Source organism: Limosilactobacillus fermentum (assembly GCF_013394085.1).
GTDB lineage: Bacteria > Bacillota > Bacilli > Lactobacillales > Lactobacillaceae > Limosilactobacillus > Limosilactobacillus fermentum.
In genome coordinates this window covers 440,026-458,023 of record NZ_CP040910.1, presented here as the reverse complement: position 1 = coordinate 458,023, position 17,998 = coordinate 440,026, and the positions used below count along the sequence as shown (strand labels likewise).

Genomic DNA, 17,998 nt, shown 5'->3' with positions numbered 1-17,998 from the left:
TCTCCTCCTTATTGATTAGCGAAGTGATTGCTAATAATGGTGTTGCAAATTGACATAATCAGGGCGATCAACATCGCTGCCCAAAACGAAGAGAAATGAATCCCCGGGCCGACAAAACTCGCCGTCAACTGTAGCATCAAGCCATTGATGACGATCGAAAACAAACCGAGGGTCAAAATGGTAATTGGTAACGATAGGAATACTAGAATCGGTTTAATCAGGGCGTTTAAGATTGCCAACACGATGGCCGCTACTAGAGCCGTCCAAACGCTCGTGACGTAAAACCAGCCGGTGTTAGCAAACAGACCAGCTAGGGCCACAAATAGGATGGCATCGATAATGATGTTTTTTAAAAAGCCCACTATTTATCAGCTCCCCTTTTGACGTCTTCTTCCTCTACATCCTGGAGTTCGCGCCGGCTTTTCTTGGTTGCTTCAGTCCCGCGGTTACCCCAAAAGAAGTTATCTAAGGCCCCGTTGCTACTTGGCGCCGGGGGCATGATAATCGCCGTCATCACGTAGATCATGGTGCCGGGAACCAAGCCGGACAGAGCGGTCAACACTAGGTAGGCAATTCGAAGCCAGGTAGCGGAAATTCCAAAGTACGTGGCAAAGCCTCCAAACACCCCCGCCAAGACGCGATTGGTTCGGGAGCGGGTCAGCTTTTGATGCCGTGGTCGTTGCATAAGCATCCTTCCCTTCTTTTGCGATTATCTTACTTGCTTTTAGCCCCGGGCGCAATCCATGCTACCGGGGATTCTTCTGGGCGAGGTTCCACTGAAGGTAGGCGTTAATGAAGGGATCGAGGTCCCCGTCCATCACCCCGATCACATCGTGGGTTTCGTAACCGGTCCGGGCGTCTTTGACCAACGTATAGGGGTGGAAGACGTAGGAACGAATCTGTGACCCCCAGCCGATTTCCCTTTGTTCCCCTTCAATTTGGGCCCGTTCCTTGGCCTTCTTTTCTTCCTCTAGTTCATAAAGCTTCGATTTCAGCATGTTCATGGCGGTGATCCGGTTTTGCAACTGCGACCGTTCCGCTTGCGAGGACGTTACGATCCCGGTCGGCAAGTGGGTAATCCGGACCGCCGATTCCGTTTTGTTAATGTGTTGCCCACCGGCCCCGGAAGCGCGGAAGGTGTCGACCCGCAAGTCGGACGGGTCAATTTCAACTTCAATCGATTCATCCAGGATCGGCATCACGTCAACCGAAGCAAAGGAGGTGTGGCGCCGGGCGGCCGAATCAAACGGTGAGATTCGGACCAGTCGGTGAACCCCCTTTTCGGGGTGCAGGTAGCCATACGCATTGTGGCCCTTAATTAACAGGGTCACACTCTTAATCCCGGCCTCTTCACCCGCTTCGTAATTGGCCGTTTCCACCGCAAAGCCGTGCTGGTTGGCCCACCGCATGTACATCCGTAACAGCATTTCGCCCCAATCCTGGGCTTCGGTTCCCCCGGCACCGGGGTGGATTTCTAAAATGGCGTCGCTTTGGTCGTAGGGCCCGTCAAGTAACTGCTCCAGGCGATAAGCCCGGAGGTGTTCTTGGACACCAGGGAAGTTGTCGTCTAGCTCGGCTTTTAGCTCCGGGTCTGGTTCGGCTTGGAGCATTTCCGCCGTCAAGGCGAGCTCTTCGACTTGGTCTTGTAAGGTTAAGAAGTTGTCCCGACGCTTTTTTAACTCGTTTAACGCCGCCACCTTTTCTTGCGCCCGTTGGTTATCATCCCAAAAATCCGGCGCCGTCATTTCGTTTTCACCCTGGGCAATCGATTCGTTTAAAGCATCGAGGTCAAAGAGACCTCCCGAAGCGTGCAACCTCAGCCTGCATTGCTTCTATCTGTTTTGTGGCTTCACTTAGTTCCATTTTTTACCTCAATTCAAAAGGCGGTCGCGGTACCGTTTCGGACTGCCACCGCCTAATTGTTAACGCGTTACGTTTTGCCGAATTTCTGACTTCATGAACAGACGGGTGGTTTCATATTCAATGTCTGCCACCATTTGTTCAAACATCCGGTACCCCGTCGTTTGGTATTCGACCAACGGGTTTTGCTGGCCATAACCTCGCAGCCCAACCGACTGCCGGAATTGGTCCATGGCGTCGATGTGGTCGGTCCAGTGGGCGTCAACTACCCGCAAAATTACGACCTTTTCAAATTCCAGCATCTGGGAGTCATCGTAGAGCTGGTGCTTCTTTTCTTCGTAAACCTGTTCGGCAAAGTCCATCATCAGGTCGACCATTTCATCCTTAGACTTGCCCTCAAGCATTCCAACCGTGATTTGGTCCGGCTTAACCAAGACTTCCACCGCAAAGTCAACGATTTCTTGGAGCTTCCAGTCCTTTTTATCCCCCAGGGTGTGGGCATCAATCGCCCGCTGAATCGTCCGCTTGACCATCGGCATCAGGACCCACTTGAGCGAGTCGGTTTCGGTGATCACTTGTTGTCGCTCGCGGTAGATGATTTCCCGCTGTTCGCGCATCACGTCGTCGTATTGCAAAACGTTCTTACGGGAATCGTAGTTGTTCCCTTCCACCCGCTTTTGGGCCGATTCAACCTGGTGGGTCAGGAAACGGGACTTGATGACCACGTCTTCGTCATCGTCGTCAGTTTGTAACCGTTGCAAGAAGTTCTTAATTCTGTCGCCCCCGAAACGCTTCATTAAGTCGTCTTCTAGGGAAAGGTAGAACTGTGACAGCCCCGGGTCCCCCTGACGCCCGGACCGTCCCCGTAACTGGTTATCGATCCGCCGTGATTCGTGCCGTTCGGTCCCGATCACCGCTAGGCCGCCGAGTTCTTTAACCCCCGGGCCCAGTTTAATATCGGTCCCCCGCCCGGCCATGTTGGTGGCAATCGTGACGGCCCCAACTTGACCGGCGTTCTTGACGATTTCGGCTTCCCGGGCGTGGTTTTTGGCGTTCAAGACCACGTGGGGAATCTTTTGTTGGTCCAACAGGTGGGAAAGGTATTCGGAGGTTTCAACGGCCACCGTCCCGACCAGGACTGGTTGGCCCTTTTCGTGGAGAGCTTGGATCCGCTTTACGACCGCCCGGAACTTGCTCTCTAAAGTTGGGTACAAGAGGTCCGGCTCGTCCACCCGGGCCACTGGCCGGTTGGTTGGAATCGTGATCGTTTCCATGTTGTAGATTTCCCGGAATTCTTCCATTTCGGTCCGCGCCGTCCCGGTCATCCCGGCTAGCTTAGAGTACATCCGGAAGAGGTTCTGGTAGGTGATGTTGGCCATCGTCTTGTTTTCTTCTTGAATTTCGACGCCTTCCTTGGCTTCAATCGCCTGGTGGAGGCCATCGGAGAAGCGCCGGCCTTCCATTACCCGCCCGGTAAAGGAGTCCACGATCAGGACTTCCCCATCGTTAACCACGTAGTCCTTGTCCAAGAGCATGATGTAATTAGCCCGCAAGGATTGGTCCAAGTGGTGGGTCAAGGCGGTGTTTTCCGGGTCGTAGAGGTTCTTTAAGTTAAAGTACTTCTCGGCCTTTTTGATCCCCTCGTCGGTCAACGAAACGGTCTTTGATTCCAGGTCGACCTTGTAGTCGTCTTCGTTCTTGAGGGTCTTCACGAAGCGGTCGGCCTGTTGGTAAAGCTTTGACGTTCCCGTTCCCGGTCCCGAAATGATTAAGGGCGTTCTGGCTTCATCAATCAAGATTGAATCCACTTCGTCGACAATTGCGAAGTTCAACCCCCGCTGAACTTGGTCCTCCTTGTAAACGGCCATGTTGTCACGCAGGTAATCGAACCCGATTTCACTGTTGGTCGAGTACATGATGTCGCAAGCGTAGGCGGCCCGCTTTTCATCCGGTGACTTTTGGGCCCCGTTGACCCCCACGGAACAACCCAGCCACCGGTAGAGTTGCCCCATTTCTTCGGCGTCCCGTTCGGATAGGTACTCGTTAACCGTGATAACGTGAACCCCCTTACCACTCAGGGCGTTTAAGTAGACGGGCATCGTGGCGGTCAGGGTTTTCCCTTCCCCGGTCTTCATTTCGGCGATGTTCCCCTCGTGAAGAACAATCCCCCCCATCACCTGAACGTGGAACGGGAAGAGTCCCAACACCCGCTTGGCGCCTTCCCGGGCGACCGCAAAGGCTTCCGGCAAGAGGTGATCGAGGTCCTCACCATCTTGAATCCGTTGCCGAAACTCGGGTGTTTTCGCCTTTAATTCGTCGTCGGTTAATTTGGCCATTTGGTCTTGGTAACTATCCACCCGGTTGGCCAACCGGTTAATCCGGCGTAGTTCCCGCCGGTCACTTTCAATCCACTTTCTGAGTATGTTCGCCATGAAGCGTCCCTTTCCTTTGTTCACAGATTTGGGGTGTTTAGGCCTTCGCCGACCCCTTTTTTTATCGAAATAACCTTATCAGCTTTCAATTTTACCATGTTTGCCCCGGCAATGAAAACTAATCACGCCAACTAAAAAAGGCGCTAGCACAAGTGCTAACACCTTTTTGCCTAGTTAACTTCGATTAAACCGTAGCGCCCGTCATTACGCCGGTAAACAATGCTCGTACCATTGGTTTCGGCATCTTGGTAAACGAAGAAGTCGTGGCCCAACATATCCATCTGAAGAACGGCTTCTTCAGAGTCCATTGGCTTCAAGGGGATCTGCTTCGTCCGAACAATCTTCAGGCTGTCGCTTGCCTCTACTTCTTCACTCGGGGTGTCAACGAATTCCAGGTTCTTGTAACCCTTCTCCCGTGACTTCCGGTTAACCTTCGTCTTGTACTTACGGATTTGACGTTCTAGCTTATCAGTCACCAGATCGACACTTCCGTACATGTCGTTAGAGGTTTCTTCCGCCCGCAGCGTTAGGTAAGGCAACGGAATCGTTACTTCCACCTTGTAAGTACGGTTAGAGTACACCTTCAGGTTAACGTGGGCGTTGGCTTCCACGTTGGGTTCAAGGAACCGCTCTAACTTGGAGATCCGCTTAACTACGTAATCACGGATGGCATCAGTAACTTCAACGTTTTCACCACGAATATTGAATTTTAACATTGCACTTCTCTCCTTTCAGTACAAGCACTGGCTTGTTCTGATATCAGAAGGACCACTCTTCTCATATCCTATCTTCATTATAAGGGATCCAACCTCATTTAACAAACAAGATCCGGAAATCGCTTCCACTATCTCCTAATTAGCTAACGTTACCCCGCAAATTGTCTTGCATCCAGCCGCGCGCATTAGCTGGGCCGCATGGTACATAGTGCGCCCGGTCGTGAAGACATCATCGACTAAAACCACTGTCTTCCCCCGTACCCGTTTTCGATCCGTTAAGTCAAACGGTTGGGGCGTCTGTAGGCGTTGCTCCCGCGTTTTGGCCGACTGGGGTTCTTGTTTTTCCTGGTCCTTAGTCACCAACAACCTTTCAAAGGGGCACTCCAGTAACCCTTCGACCTGGTTAAAGCCACGCAGAAGCTGGGTCTTTTGGTGTAAGGGAAGCGGAACCACCATTTGCGCCCCCTGTTCTTGTACTAACTTGGTCAACGGGGCACTAAAGGCTTGGCGCAAACGGTAATCCCCGACGAACTTATAGGCGTGCATGAATTCCTTCATCGCCTCGTTATAACCAAAGCAAGCGCGGACCGTTAAAATGAAACCGGCCCGCACTTGCCACTGCTCACATTCCGGACAAGTCGTCGTAAACCCCGGGCGCTGACAATACGGACACCCCCGTCCTGCCTCCCGGGCGGTGAAACGCTGGGAACAAGTGCCACATAGTTGCGGCGGCACTAACCGCTTAAAACTGAGAATATCTTTGACCGGGGGGCGCCACTTAATCGGGGCGTCACACAATAGGCAGTTCATTTGCTCACCCCCCGTGCCCGCCGGTTCATCGATTTAATTTGTTGCTTGGCCTCCTCAATGCGCCGGCTATTTTCCTGAACCCAAAAGGTCACGGCGCCGCCCGGTCGCTCCTTAGAACGCCCCACTCGACCAGCAATTTGGACTAACGCCGCCGTGGAAAAAACCTCCTCGTCCGCCCCCAAGACGCCGACGTCAATTCCCGGAAAGGTAACCCCACGCTCTAAAATGGTGGTGGTCACCAAAAAAGACAACTGGCGCTCCCGCATCGCCTGAACCTTCTGAAGGCGCTGCGGATCGCTAGCGTGCACCGTCATAAACTTAACCGCCCCCAAGTTTTCTTTGAGCGCCCGGGCCACCGGAGCGAGGTCGGCGACGTGGGGCAGGAACAACAAAAACTCCTGTCCCTTAGTAACCCGCTGTTTTAACCAGGCCGAAACGGCGTTGGGTAGTTTTCCCTTTGTTAGCTTCGCCCGCCACTTGCCAACCAGCACGGTTTGAATCTGGGGTAGCGGGTGGCCGTGGAAACGTTGGGGCAAGTAAGAAACCGCCAACTTCTTTTGGTGAACCTGCTGGAGCAATTCCTTGCTCGGGGTGGCGGTGAGAAAAAGGAGTCCCCCGCCCTCTTTGATCGCTTGGTGGGCGGCAAATAACAGGGCCGGATCCCCAGCAAAGGGAAAGGCATCTACCTCGTCGATCACCAGGTTGTCAAAGGCGTGGTAGAAGCGTAATAACTGGTGGGTGGTACAGATGGTCAACTGTCGGTACTGGTAGGGTGCCGGATTCTTGCCGTGCAACAGGGCAATTGGTACCCCCGCAAAGGCCGCTTGCAGGCGCGGGTAGAGCTCCAAGCATACGTCGACGCGCGGCGAGGCCACCGCCACCCGTTCACCCCGTTTTAGTGCGCCGGTTAGTGCCGGAAAGATCATCTCGGTCTTCCCGGCACCCGTGACCGCCCATAATAGCCGGTGCTGGTGGGCCGCCATCCCGGCCGCCACCTCACTCGCTACCCGCTCTTGCAGCGGGCTCAGTTGCCCCTGCCAGGTGCACGGGTTAGTGGGCGGGGTAAATTGATTTGGTTCGGCTAAGTGATAAAATCGATCATGACTTGTCACCCGCCCCAAATTCAGGCACACTGGACAGTAATAGGCCCCACTTGGTAAGCGAACCCTTTCCTTAATTAAGCGGGCGTTACACCGGCGGCAGGTAACCCAGCGTCCCCGTTCATCCATCGTCTTTTCCCCCGTTAACCCAAACGGAGCGGGCAAGGCTTGGTTAATTAAAACCCGGCGCCCGTATAATTCTTCTTTTTGCATGGTTTTTCCCCCTTACCATTAAATACGGGGAAAGTGCTTTTAGTAACGTAAGGAGGCCCTTTTTTGGCAGCACAATATTTGACCATCCACCAAAATACGGAATTCGAATTAGTCATCAAAAAATCCCGCTTCATCTGTAGCCTAGCCCGGGTACACAGTGAACAAGAAGCCCAAGACTTCATCACCCACATCAGCAAGGAAAACCGCAAGGCTAACCATAACTGCTACGCCTACCTGCTCGGCGATAACGATCAGATCCAGCGGGAAAGTGATAACGGTGAACCCAGTGGCACGGCCGGTGTCCCCATCTTAGAGGCCCTCCAGCTCGCCCACGTCCACGACGTCTGTGCCGTGGTCACCCGCTACTTCGGTGGAATTAAGTTGGGCGCCGGCGGGTTAATCCGTGCCTATTCCAACGTCACCACCGAGGCAATTGCCCAGGCCGGCTTGGTTGAGCGAATCACCCAGCAGGTGGTCGCCATCACTGTTCCCTACCGCCTCAACGATCAGGTCCACTACTACTTAGAACAAGCGGGGTTGGCCCTGGCTGGGGAGGAATATGGCGTTGACGTCACCATCCGGGTCTTCATCAACCTAGAAGAAGTCGACGAACAGATCCAAACCCTCACCGACCGCTTCAACCACCAACTCCAAATTAAAAAGGAGGACCAACGTTTTCACGAGGTCCCCTTAAATAATTAGTAGGAAACAACCCTCTCGGCAGGTCTTCTGACTAATCCTAGCCGAATAGGTGGTGCAAAATGTACCGTTCTTCAGCCTGCTTAAACACTAGGCCGGCGGTTATTTACCACGTTTTCTGTCTAACATTCGAGAATACAACAAGAGAGGCTAGGAGAAAACAGTGTTTCTCCTGGCCTCTTGTTGTACTGCCACTTTTTTATATAAACTGCTCCACCAAGTTCAGTGCTACCAAGAGAACGCAGAGCACCGCTAAGGTGATGGTAACGTGGCGCACCCGACGGTCATGTTCCCGCCAGGCTTCGTAGTGGGCACTAACGTAAGCACCCACCAATAGAATACTCCCGAGCACCCCGTAAATTCCCGAGTGAAAGTGCTCTTGTTGAATCGTAAAGGACATCATTAAGATAATCCCCACCAGTCCCGTAACCACGGTTATAATTTTTCGTTTCATAAGTGCATCCATTTCCCGGGAAATATTCCCGTTAAGGGGGAATGGGAAACAACTGGTTGGCAGGTCGTTAGGTTAAGCTAGGGGGAGGTTAGCGCGGAACGCGGTGTTCTTCACCCATACTTAGCCACTAGGCCGACGGTTATTTCCCACGTTATCTGTGTAAAATTCAAAAATCAAAAAGGGGCCGGAAGAACTCTAATTCTCCCCTCCCCCATCAATTATTCATGCAAGTGATAGTTGTAAGTTGAAACAATGATGTTTTCCCGCGAATTCAGTAGGGTCCGCAAGCGTAGGCTCGTTTGGTTGTGCAAAGCCATTTGCCACGGGTGCTTTGGAACGAACTGCGGAACCAATACAGTAGTCGAATAATTCTTATCGGCCGCCCGCTTGGCGATCACGTCTACGAACCGTAACGTTGGCGTGGCAATCGAGCGGTAGGACGAGTGAATATCAACGAAACGCACGTCCGGGAACTCGGCCTTAAATTCGTTGGCCGTCTTATGTTCCTTACCCGGGTTTTCATCAAAGGACACGTGCATGGCGATGACGTAATCCCCAATTGAACGGGCGTAATTAATGGCGCCCATGGTGACCCGTGTCACGTTCCCGACTAAAACAATCACGGTGGCCCCGTCGTAATCATGCAACTGAACCTTAGCCTTTTCCGCTACCCGCAGTTGCATCCCCACCTTGATGTAGTGGGTGTGAATGACGTGGAACAGGTACAAGAGGGCCGGCATGATGATCAGGTACGGCCACACGTTGGAGAAGTGTTGCCAGAACAAGAAGATCACGAGGGCTAGTGAGATTAACGCCCCCACCAGGTTAATGGTTGACTTAACCAGCCAATTCCCTTCCTTTAAGCGGAACCAGTGGATAATCATCCCGGACTGCGAGAGGGTAAACGGTACGAACACCCCGACGGCGTAGAGCGGGATCAATAGGTTGGTCTTCCCGTGGAAAAGGATGATCAACACGATCGCCCCGACCGCCAGGGAAATAATCCCGTTGGAATAGCCTAGCCGGTCCCCACGGTCCATAAAGGCGTGCGGGAGGTACTTATCCTTGGCCATGTTGAAGGCCAAAATTGGAAAGGCCGAGAACCCAGTGTTAGCCGCCACGGCTAAGATCATCGCCGTCGACAGTTGCAAGAGGTAGTAACCTAGGCCCTCGCCACCAAAAACGGCCGCCCCAATCTGGGACAAGACGGTGTGGTGCGGGTTCGGTACAATTCCCAGGTAAAAGGACAGGAAGGTCACCCCACCGAAGAAGGCCGCTAAGATCAGGCTCATCATTGCCAAGGTGTTGGCGGCGTTTTTCTTCTTAGGAGGGTTAAAGTTCGGTACGGCATTGGAGATCGCCTCGACACCGGTCAAAGAAGATGACCCGGCCGAAAAAGCCCGGATGAACAGGATGGCAGACATCCCGGCTACCGGCGTCCCGTAATTGGCCGTGGCGTGGTAAGCCACGTGACCGGTAGCAATGTTATAGCCACCCCAGACGATCATCACCGTCATCATGATTATGAAAAAATAGACCGGAATGGTCAGGAAGTTAGCACTCTCACTCATCCCCCGTAGGTTCATGAACATGATGATCAAGACAATCACCACTGAAATATGGACCGAATAATTATATAGGAAAGGAATTGCAGACGTGATCGCTTCCGTCCCCGACGTCGTTGATACCGCCACCGTCAACATGTAGTCGACTAGCAGCGAGCCCCCGGCGATTAGGCCCCCGTTGCTCCCCCAGTTTTTGGTGGCGACAACGTAGGCGCCCCCACCGCTCGGATAAGCGTGGATGATTTGCCGGTAAGACAAGGTAATTGCTAACAACAGAACTAAAACAATGCCGGCAATCGGTAAGGAATACCAGATGGCGGCCGTCGAAAGGGTTACTAAAACCGTGGTAATCTGTTCGGTACCGTAGGCCACTGACGAAAGGGCGTCGGACGAAAGCATGGCCAAAGCCTTAAACTTCGTCAAGTGCGACTGGCCCTCGTCAAGCGTCTTTAATGGTTTCCCGATCAAGACACGTTTAAGATAGCGCCACATAAAATTTGTCTCCTCTTAAAAATAAGTCAACAGCTATTCTACACCCCGGGTGAACCGAATACCACCGTTTCTACGCAAAAAAGGTGGGTGCCCGAAGCCACAGCTCCGGTCACTCACCTCCCAAAAATTAATTTTCAAATTACATCATGCCGCCCATACCACCGGCTACTGGTGCTTGTGGTGCAGCGTCAGCGGGTTGTGGCTTGTCGGCAACAACGGCTTCCGTCGTCAAGAGGAGGGCGGAAACGGAAGCTGCGTTTTGCAGGGCCGAGCGGGTGACCTTCGTTGGGTCAACAATTCCGGCAGCGACCATGTCTTCAAACTTGTCATCAGCGGCGTTGTAACCAACTCCCGGCTTTTCTTGCTTCAGCTGGTTAACGATCACGGAACCTTCCAAACCGGCGTTTTCGGCGATTTGACGAACTGGGGCTTCCAGAGCCGCCTTCACAATCTTAATCCCGGTTGCTTCGTCGCCAGTTGCGGATGCTTCCACTTCGTCCAAGGCAGGGATAACGTTAACCAGTGCCGTTCCACCACCAGGAACAAAGCCTTCTTGCACGGCGGCCCGGGTGGCGTTTAAGGCATCTTCGATCCGGTACTTCTTTTCCTTGAGTTCGGTTTCGGTAGCGGCCCCAACCTTAACAACGGCCACCCCACCGGCTAACTTAGCGAGCCGTTCTTGGAGCTTTTCCTTGTCAAAGTCAGAGGTCGTTTCGGCAATCGCCTTCTTGATTTGGTCAACCCGTTCTGCAATGGCTTCCTTGTTGCCACTGCCATCAACGATCGTGGTAGCGTCCTTGGTTATCGTAACCTTGTTAGCAGAACCAAGTTGGTCAATCGTAGCGTCCTTCAATTGCATACCAAGGTCGTCGGAAATCACGGTCCCACCAGTCAGAACGGCGATGTCTTCCAATTGAGCCTTGCGACGGTCACCAAAGCCTGGGGCCTTAACGGCAACTACGTTGAAGGTTCCCCGAATCTTGTTCAACACAAGGGTTGGCAGTGCTTCACCAGTGATGTCATCAGCAATGATTAACAGGGCGCGCCCTTCTTGAACAACAGATTGGAGTAGTGGCAAGATGTCTTGAATGTTAGAGATCTTCTTGTCCGTAATCAAAACGTACGGGTTGTCCAGGTTGGCTTCCATCTTGTCGTTGTCGGTTACCATGTATTGGGACATGTAACCACGGTCAAAGCTCATCCCTTCAACCACGTCAACGCTAGTATCAACCCCACGGGAATCTTCAATCGTGATGACCCCGTCGTTACCAACCTTTTCCATGGCGTCGGCGATCAACTTACCAACTTCCTTGTTAGCAGCGGAAATGGAGGCGATTTGAGCGATGTCGTCCTTGGTCTTAACGTCGTGGCTCATCTTTTTCAGGCCTTCAACGGCTGCGGCCGTCGCCTTTTCAATCCCGCGCCGAATGCCCACTGGGTTAGCGCCGGCGGTCACGTTCTTCATTCCTTCGGTCACAATTGCTTGGGTTAAAACAGTGGCCGTCGTGGTCCCGTCCCCGGCAATGTCGTTAGTCTTAGAAGCAACTTCGGAAACCAGCTTAGCCCCCATGTTTTCGAAGTGGTCTTCTAATTCAATGCTCTTAGCGATCGTTACCCCGTCGTTAGTGATCGTCGGGGAGCCGTAACTTTGTTCCAACACCACGTTACGTCCCTTTGGCCCAATCGTCGTCTTGACGGTGTCTGCTAACTTATCAACCCCACGCAGCATTGCGCTCCGTGCGTCTTCTGAGAACTTTAATTCCTTTGCCATCTTTATCTCACCTCATTGAATTTCTTAGTCAACAACCGCAACTAAATCCTTTTCGTGGACAACCAGGTAGGTTTCACCATCGTATTCCACTTCGTTGCCGGCGTACTTGTCAAACAAGACCTTGTCGCCTTCCTTAACGGCGACCGCCACCACTTGGCCATTATCCAGCGTGCGACCTTGTCCAACGGCCACTACCACCCCAGTGGTTGGCTTGTTCTTAGCGTTGGAGGCTAAAACAATCCCCCCAACGGTTTGTTCTTCTTCTTGCGCCTTTAAAATGACACGATCTCCTAATGGTTTTAACATGGTTATCCCTCCATTATTTCAAGTCAATGATTAGTGGTTAGCACGGGGACGAGCACTCTGCTAGCACTCAACCCCCTCAAGTGCTAATTACATATTCTAATATAACACCTTTCCCCCGGAATGCAACCAAAAACTTTGACTAATTTTGACCAAACAAAAAAGAGGCTGGGAATTCCCAGCCTCCTTGCTGTATATCCGAATGTTAGACAGAAAAAGTGGCCAATCACCGCAGGTCTAGTGCCTAAGCAGGCCGAAGAACGATGCGCTCTTACATCCGACCCGCAGCGGAAGTTATTTTCCACTCTCTTCGGATTAATCTTCGTCGTCGGTCGTAACCTTGTTGCTTTCAATGAAGTAGATCAGTGTTTGCAACTCATTGGTTAAATCGATGTTTTGAACCTGCACGTCCTTTGGCACGGACAGGCGGACTGGCGTAAAGTTCAGGATCCCGTGAACCCCGGCTTCAACCAGTTGGTCGGTGACCGCTTGCGATTCCGAACCCGGCACCGTCAAAATAACGGCGTCGATTTGTTGCTCCTTAATCTGCTTTTTCATGTCTTCGACCGGGTAAACCGGAATCCCGCTCTTGACCGTGTTCGCCAGGGATTCCTTAGGGTCAAAGGCCGCTGAAATCCGCAGGTTGGTGCTCTGGTGGAAGTTGTAGTTCATCAGGGCCGACCCTAGGGAACCGACCCCCACTAGGGCGACGCTGGTTAACTTGTCTTGCTTCAAGATCCCCTTGAAAAAGTTCAACAACTTTTCGACGTCGTAGCCGTACCCCCGCTTTCCGAGCTCACCGAAGTAGGAAAAGTCCCGCCGGATCGTGGCAGAGTCCACCTGAACTGCTTCGGAAAGTTCCGTCGACGACACCCGGTGCTTATTAGCGTTCAATAAAACGTTTAGGTACCGGTAATAAACGGGTAAGCGCTTAGCCGTGGCACGGGGAATTTTACGATTTGGCATAATAATTCCTCCATTTCTTTGATTGTGAAATATTATTCCTTACTCATTCTAACAACCTCTAGTTTGTTTGTGAACTAACATTCATTACTTTTTGGTTATTTTTTCGGTTTTAAGATAAACTATGCTACACTTTGAAGTAGCTAAAATAGGAAAAGGATCACCACTCATGTTGTTACTTCAAACTAACGATGTCCTCCGCCGGTTTGGCGCCGACGTCTTATTTCACAATATTAACCTCCAGGTCGTTGATCATGCCCGCGTCGCCCTCGTTGGCCGTAACGGAGCTGGGAAGACGACCCTCTTAAAGATGATTGCCGGGATCACCCAGCCCGACGAGGGAACCATCACCAAGGCCAAGGGACTTTCCATTGGCTACCTAGCCCAGGATCAGGGCCTTGACAGCCAGAACTCGATCTGGGCGGAATTAGACACCGTCTTTGGTCCCCTCCACAAAATGGAAGCTGAAATTCACCACTTAGAAGGGCAGTTGGCAACGGTTGATTCAACCACCGACCGCTACCAAGAAATCTTAAGGGATTACGACCGCCTGCAAGAGCAGTTCCAAGAGGCGGGGGGCTTTGAGATTGACTCCCGGATGCGCGGCGTTTTGACCGGTTTTGGCTTTGAAGAAGAAAGCTACCAACGCCCCGTCAACTCCTTATCCGGGGGACAAAAAACCAAGCTGGCTCTAGCCAAGATCCTTTTACAAGCCCCCCAGCTACTGATCTTAGACGAACCGACCAACCACTTGGACATGGGGGTGTTAACCTGGTTAGAAGACTACTTAAAGGGCTACTCGGGCGCCCTTTTAATTGTCTCCCACGACCGTTACTTCTTAGACCGGGTGGTCAACGAAGTGTACGACCTCGATAACCAAACCCTCCACCACTACACGGGAAACTACTCGGCCTTCGTTAAAAACAAGACCGCCCGCTTGGCAACGGAAATGAAGCATTACGAACAACAACAAAAAGAGATTGCCAAGCTTGAGGACTTCGTTAATAAGAACCTAGTGCGGGCCTCCACCACCAAGCGCGCCCAAGCTCGGCGCCGCCAATTAGAAAAAATGGAACGCATGGAACGCCCCCAAACCGATGACAAGTCCATCCACTTCTCCTTTAGCTCCCAAAAGGAGAGTGGCAACGAGGTCCTAGACGTCGAAGGCCTCAAAATTGGCTACCAAGACACCGTTTTAGCTGGTCCCCTCACCTTTAACGAACGCAAGGGCCAACGCATCGGGATCATTGGCCCCAACGGGATCGGTAAGTCAACCCTGTTAAAGACACTGCTAAAAAAGATGCCGGCGATCGCGGGGACGATTAAGTTCGGCGCTAACCTAGACATTGGTTACTACGACCAGGAACAACAGCAGCTTCACCCGGAAAAGACGGTCTTAGACGAGGTCTGGGACGACCACCCCGAAATTGATGAAACCCAGATCCGCAACCTTTTGGGCTCCTTTTTATTCGTTGGTGACGACGTCTACAAACACGTCAGCGACCTGTCAGGGGGACAAAAGGCCCGTTTGGAGCTGACTAAGCTCTCCTTTGAACCGATTAACTTCTTGATCCTTGACGAACCGACTAACCACTTGGACATTGACAGTCGCGAGGTCTTAGAAGGGGCGATTAACGATTTCGACGGTACCGTCCTCTTCATTTCCCACGACCGCTACTTCATCAACCAGGTAGCTACCGATGTTTTAGCAATGCAAAAAGACGGCATTACCCGCTACCAGGGGGATTACGATGATTACCTACGGGCGGTCACCGAACAAGAACAAGCCAGCGCCGACGATTCAACCACCCCGGACCAAAAAAGGGCCCCCAAGGCTGGTTCCGCTGCCCAACAGTCCTACCAACAAAGCAAAGAAGCCCAAAAGGCCCGCCGTAAGTTGCAACGGACCGTTGCTGACCTTGAAGAACAGATGAACCAGTTGGGCGAACAACAAGAGCAAGTTGAAACCCAGATGGCCGACCCGGACGTGGCGACCGACATCGGCAAACTGACCGACCTGCAAAAAGAGCTCGACGCCCTGACAAAGCAACTAGAAGACGTCGAAGAACAATGGACCGCGGCCGCCGAACGGCTAGAAGAATTTGATAACTAAATTAAAACGAGGCTAAGAGCTAACAAACTACTCTTAACCTCGTTTTTAATTTTCGGCTGTTAATTGGTTATCCTTGGTCTCGCGTCTAAGTGTGGCCTGCAAGGCAATCCTCCTTAGAAGTTGACCTTAGTAACCTCCCCGGAAGAGAAGGTTCTTAGCTGACCATTAGGCGCCCTAACCACTAGTTGGCCTTGGTCATCAATGTTTTGGGCGATTCCGCTAAAGGTCGTTTGCCCAATTTGAAGGCTTACCGACCGCCCCAAAATCAGGGAGTGTGCCCGGTACTCCGGTAAAAAGATCCCTTGGGAATAGTCGGGGAGGTCGCTTAGGACTGCTTCGATCAACTCCGCAGCTAGACGGTTACGATCAACCGTGGCCGCCGGGTCAATTCCGGTTACCTTTTCTTTTAAGTCAGCCGGAAATTCCTTAGTGGTCAAGTTAATGCCAATCCCAATTACCAAAGAGGTCTGGCTAGTGGCTTCCAGGTCGGTTTGCATTTCCGTTAAAATCCCCACTACCTTTTGGTGTCCCAAGTACAGGTCATTGACCCACTTGTAACTCAGTCTTTGGGCGGGGAAAAACCGTTTTAAGACGGTTGCCACCGTTACGGCCACTCCGGTCGTTAACAAGCCTGGTTGCCCAGGAAAGGTAACGTTTGGAACCCCAATCGTCATATAAAGGCCCGTGGCTTTCGGGGCATAAAAGGCCCGGCCCCGCCTCCCGTAGGCCCCGATTTGGTGGTCAGCAATCACAACGAGGGGGGCGGTCGAATCTCCCGTTGCTAGTAGTTGCCGGGCCGTGGTTTGGGTTGATTCGAGTTCCTCTTCCACCACTAGTTTTACCTTCGTGGTGCCTAGGCCCAGTTCAATTACGGGTGCCAACATTTTAGCAGTCCCCCGGTAACAATAACCCCGTTTGCGGTCCGAATCAATTTGGTAGCCGGCCTGTTGGAGGGAACGAATTGCCTTCCAAACCGACTCCCGGCTAACGCCTAATTGGTCGGCTAGGCTCTGACCGGAAAACCACTGGTTTGGCGCTGAAAGTAAGTGGGCTAATAGCCGTTCTTTGGTCGCCATTAACGCCACCCCACCCGGTGGAGCTGTTGGCTAATCGTTACGCACAAGATGGCCTTCAACAAGTCCCCCGGCATGTAGACGACGCTCCCAATCAGGGCAGCCTTGAAGCTAATGTGGGTAATGAAGACTAACCCAATTGAACCCGCTAAGTTGATGAAGAGTACCCCACCGATTAAAACGGCGAAGAACTCCCATAACCAAGATGGGTTGGCCTTGAGGTTCATGATCGATGCGATGATCGCCGGGGCCAAGAGCCAGCCAACAAAGTAACCCGCTGAGGCACTGAAGAAGACGGCGACCCCGCCGGCACCACCGGTTAAAAATGGCATCCCAACGGCCACCAGGATAAAGAAACAAACCATGACCAAGGTCCCCTTCTTGGCCCCCAATAATTCACCCGCCAGCATGATCCCGGCGTTTTGCAACACAATTGGGGCCGGCAAAATACCCACTGGGATCCCCGGGAAGAAGGCTAAAACAATAATTACGGCTAGGACCATCCCGGCCCGGGTTAATTCAGTTATACGTGTACGACTTTGCGTCATTGATTTTTCATCCTTTCTCTTTTGTAACCCTAAAAAATCCAAGAGGGTTACAATCATGCCATGAAAAAGTCCCCCGCAAGGGACTAATTGAATAATTGCGAATAAATATTAAATTAAGTGGACACCTTTGTCAACGTAAATTACGTCACCGGTCACCCCGGTGGACAGATCGCTCATTAAGAAGGTGGCGGTGCCGCCCACCTCTTCGATCGTAACATCCTTGCCATCGACGGTCCGGGCCTTCGACATGGCCAATAATTCACCATGTCCTTGAATCCCCGTCACCGCTAAGGTCTTCAGGGCGCCAGCCGAAATGGCGTTGACCCGCACCCCATTTTTACCCATGTCACGCGCTAAATAGCGGACGTTGGCCTCTAGAGCCGCCTTGGCTACCCCCATCACGTTATAGTTAGGGATCGCCCGTTCGGCCCCAAAGTACGACATCGTGACCACGCTAGCTGGGTTCTTTAGCAACGGGGCTGCGGCCCGGCAAACGGCGATTAAGGAGTAGGCCGAAACGTCTTGGGCCAGGGCGTAACCCTCGCGTGAAACGTCGGTCATTTCCCCACCTAGTTCAGCCGGGTTGGCAAAGGCAACGGAATGAACCACCCCGTCCAGTTGGCCGAATTGTTCACCAATCTGTTGAAAGGCCCGTTGAATGCTTTCATCACTGGCCACGTCACATTGAATCATCCGGTCGGCCTTTTCTTCGCCCACTAGCTTAGTCAGGCGCTTTAAGGTCCGTTCCCGGTTGTAGGTGTAAATTACCGTAGCCCCTTGCTTTTCCATTTCCTGGACACAACCCCAAGCAATCGAACGACGGTTGGCAACCCCCATCACCACAATCGTCTTGTTCGCTAATAATCCTTCCATGAGTCTGTTTAAT

At 52.3% G+C, this 17,998-nt stretch carries 17 protein-coding genes; 2 read left to right on the top strand and 15 right to left on the bottom strand.

Features of this window, described 5'->3' with window-relative positions; genetic code table 11:
- Window positions 1-8: 8 nt before the first annotated feature.
- The 7 genes from FG166_RS02180 to FG166_RS02150 all read right to left on the bottom strand — a co-directional run bounded on the left by FG166_RS02180 (window position 9) and on the right by FG166_RS02150 (window position 7,131).
- Complete coding sequence (locus FG166_RS02180; protein WP_003682589.1) at window positions 9-362, bottom strand: phage holin family protein; 354 nt, start codon at window positions 360-362, stop codon at window positions 9-11.
- Complete coding sequence (locus FG166_RS02175; RefSeq protein ID WP_015638619.1) at window positions 362-685, bottom strand: PspC domain-containing protein; 324 nt, start codon at window positions 683-685, stop codon at window positions 362-364. Before FG166_RS02175 ends, FG166_RS02180 begins: the two co-directional genes overlap by 1 nt.
- Before the next feature lie 61 nt (window positions 686-746).
- Window positions 747-1,863, bottom strand: a protein-coding gene (gene prfB, locus FG166_RS02170) for a peptide chain release factor 2 (protein ID WP_178958862.1) whose coding sequence is annotated in 2 segments (ribosomal slippage) — window positions 747-1,802 and window positions 1,804-1,863 — 1,116 coding nt in all. Because the reading frame shifts where the segments join, the coding sequence is not laid out codon by codon here.
- 59 nt (window positions 1,864-1,922) lie between these two features.
- Window positions 1,923-4,292 (bottom strand): preprotein translocase subunit SecA, encoded by a 2,370-nt coding sequence (gene secA / locus FG166_RS02165; protein ID WP_003682585.1) that lies wholly within the window; start codon window positions 4,290-4,292, stop codon window positions 1,923-1,925.
- A 170-nt stretch (window positions 4,293-4,462) separates the two neighbouring features.
- A complete protein-coding gene (gene hpf, locus FG166_RS02160) occupies window positions 4,463-5,008 on the bottom strand; it encodes a ribosome hibernation-promoting factor, HPF/YfiA family (protein ID WP_003682582.1) in 546 nt (181 codons plus the stop codon).
- 135 nt (window positions 5,009-5,143) lie between these two features.
- The gene (locus FG166_RS02155; RefSeq protein WP_035430927.1) at window positions 5,144-5,818 is read right to left on the bottom strand and encodes a ComF family protein; all 675 of its coding nucleotides are present in this window, start codon (window positions 5,816-5,818) and stop codon (window positions 5,144-5,146) included.
- Entirely contained in the window at window positions 5,815-7,131 is a 1,317-nt protein-coding gene (locus FG166_RS02150; RefSeq protein WP_003682579.1) for an ATP-dependent helicase ComFA, read from the bottom strand. The genes FG166_RS02155 and FG166_RS02150 overlap by 4 nt, the downstream gene beginning before the upstream one ends.
- A gap of 63 nt (window positions 7,132-7,194) precedes the next feature.
- Between FG166_RS02150 and FG166_RS02145 the strand changes: the two genes are divergently transcribed.
- Window positions 7,195-7,833, top strand: coding sequence for a YigZ family protein (locus tag FG166_RS02145; RefSeq protein WP_003682578.1), 639 nt, complete (start codon window positions 7,195-7,197; stop codon window positions 7,831-7,833).
- Window positions 7,834-8,029: 196 nt separating this feature from the next.
- On the opposite strand, the gene FG166_RS02140 is transcribed toward FG166_RS02145, so the two are convergent.
- The 5 genes from FG166_RS02140 to FG166_RS02120 form a co-directional block, all read right to left on the bottom strand.
- A complete protein-coding gene (locus FG166_RS02140; protein WP_015638616.1) occupies window positions 8,030-8,284 on the bottom strand; it encodes a hypothetical protein in 255 nt (84 codons plus the stop codon).
- 218 nt (window positions 8,285-8,502) lie between these two features.
- Complete coding sequence (locus FG166_RS02135) at window positions 8,503-10,341, bottom strand: APC family permease (protein WP_003682574.1); 1,839 nt, start codon at window positions 10,339-10,341, stop codon at window positions 8,503-8,505.
- Window positions 10,342-10,480: 139 nt separating this feature from the next.
- The gene (groL, locus tag FG166_RS02130; RefSeq protein ID WP_003682571.1) at window positions 10,481-12,112 is read right to left on the bottom strand and encodes a chaperonin GroEL; all 1,632 of its coding nucleotides are present in this window, start codon (window positions 12,110-12,112) and stop codon (window positions 10,481-10,483) included.
- 24 nt (window positions 12,113-12,136) lie between these two features.
- Window positions 12,137-12,418: a co-chaperone GroES gene (gene groES, locus FG166_RS02125; RefSeq protein WP_003682569.1), complete on the bottom strand. Its 282-nt coding sequence runs from the start codon at window positions 12,416-12,418 to the stop codon at window positions 12,137-12,139.
- A 312-nt stretch (window positions 12,419-12,730) separates the two neighbouring features.
- Window positions 12,731-13,381 (bottom strand): redox-sensing transcriptional repressor Rex, encoded by a 651-nt coding sequence (locus FG166_RS02120; protein ID WP_003682567.1) that lies wholly within the window; start codon window positions 13,379-13,381, stop codon window positions 12,731-12,733.
- A gap of 166 nt (window positions 13,382-13,547) precedes the next feature.
- Here FG166_RS02120 and FG166_RS02115 point away from each other — a divergent pair, with 166 nt between their 5' ends.
- Window positions 13,548-15,491, top strand: coding sequence for an ABC-F family ATP-binding cassette domain-containing protein (locus FG166_RS02115; RefSeq protein ID WP_014562170.1), 1,944 nt, complete (start codon window positions 13,548-13,550; stop codon window positions 15,489-15,491).
- A 113-nt stretch (window positions 15,492-15,604) separates the two neighbouring features.
- Here the strand turns inward: FG166_RS02115 and FG166_RS02110 are convergent, their stop codons facing one another.
- From FG166_RS02110 to fabI, 3 genes are all read right to left on the bottom strand, one after another.
- Window positions 15,605-16,567 (bottom strand): biotin--[acetyl-CoA-carboxylase] ligase, encoded by a 963-nt coding sequence (locus tag FG166_RS02110; protein WP_003682563.1) that lies wholly within the window; start codon window positions 16,565-16,567, stop codon window positions 15,605-15,607.
- Entirely contained in the window at window positions 16,567-17,112 is a 546-nt protein-coding gene (locus FG166_RS02105) for a biotin transporter BioY (protein ID WP_012390850.1), read from the bottom strand. Before FG166_RS02105 ends, FG166_RS02110 begins: the two co-directional genes overlap by 1 nt.
- Window positions 17,113-17,220: 108 nt before the next feature.
- Window positions 17,221-17,985 (bottom strand): enoyl-ACP reductase FabI, encoded by a 765-nt coding sequence (fabI, locus tag FG166_RS02100; protein ID WP_003682560.1) that lies wholly within the window; start codon window positions 17,983-17,985, stop codon window positions 17,221-17,223.
- Between the last annotated feature and the right edge of the window lie 13 nt (window positions 17,986-17,998).

Excerpts from the sequence above, each read along its gene's own strand:
- groES (WP_003682569.1), bottom strand. The coding sequence starts at position 12,418 with ATGTTAAAACCATTAGGAGATCGTGTCATTTTAAAGGCGCAAGAAGAA.
- FG166_RS02175 (WP_015638619.1), bottom strand. The coding sequence starts at position 685 with ATGCAACGACCACGGCATCAAAAGCTGACCCGCTCCCGAACCAATCGC.
- FG166_RS02115 (WP_014562170.1), top strand. The coding sequence starts at position 13,548 with ATGTTGTTACTTCAAACTAACGATGTCCTCCGCCGGTTTGGCGCCGAC.
- FG166_RS02110 (WP_003682563.1), bottom strand. The coding sequence starts at position 16,567 with ATGGCGACCAAAGAACGGCTATTAGCCCACTTACTTTCAGCGCCAAAC.
- FG166_RS02120 (WP_003682567.1), bottom strand. The coding sequence starts at position 13,381 with ATGCCAAATCGTAAAATTCCCCGTGCCACGGCTAAGCGCTTACCCGTT.
- FG166_RS02140 (WP_015638616.1), bottom strand. The coding sequence starts at position 8,284 with ATGAAACGAAAAATTATAACCGTGGTTACGGGACTGGTGGGGATTATC.
- FG166_RS02150 (WP_003682579.1), bottom strand. The coding sequence starts at position 7,131 with ATGCAAAAAGAAGAATTATACGGGCGCCGGGTTTTAATTAACCAAGCC.
- groL (WP_003682571.1), bottom strand. The coding sequence starts at position 12,112 with ATGGCAAAGGAATTAAAGTTCTCAGAAGACGCACGGAGCGCAATGCTG.
- FG166_RS02135 (WP_003682574.1), bottom strand. The coding sequence starts at position 10,341 with ATGTGGCGCTATCTTAAACGTGTCTTGATCGGGAAACCATTAAAGACG.
- hpf (WP_003682582.1), bottom strand. The coding sequence starts at position 5,008 with ATGTTAAAATTCAATATTCGTGGTGAAAACGTTGAAGTTACTGATGCC.
- fabI (WP_003682560.1), bottom strand. The coding sequence starts at position 17,985 with ATGGAAGGATTATTAGCGAACAAGACGATTGTGGTGATGGGGGTTGCC.
- secA (WP_003682585.1), bottom strand. The coding sequence starts at position 4,292 with ATGGCGAACATACTCAGAAAGTGGATTGAAAGTGACCGGCGGGAACTA.
- FG166_RS02155 (WP_035430927.1), bottom strand. The coding sequence starts at position 5,818 with ATGAACTGCCTATTGTGTGACGCCCCGATTAAGTGGCGCCCCCCGGTC.
- FG166_RS02105 (WP_012390850.1), bottom strand. The coding sequence starts at position 17,112 with ATGACGCAAAGTCGTACACGTATAACTGAATTAACCCGGGCCGGGATG.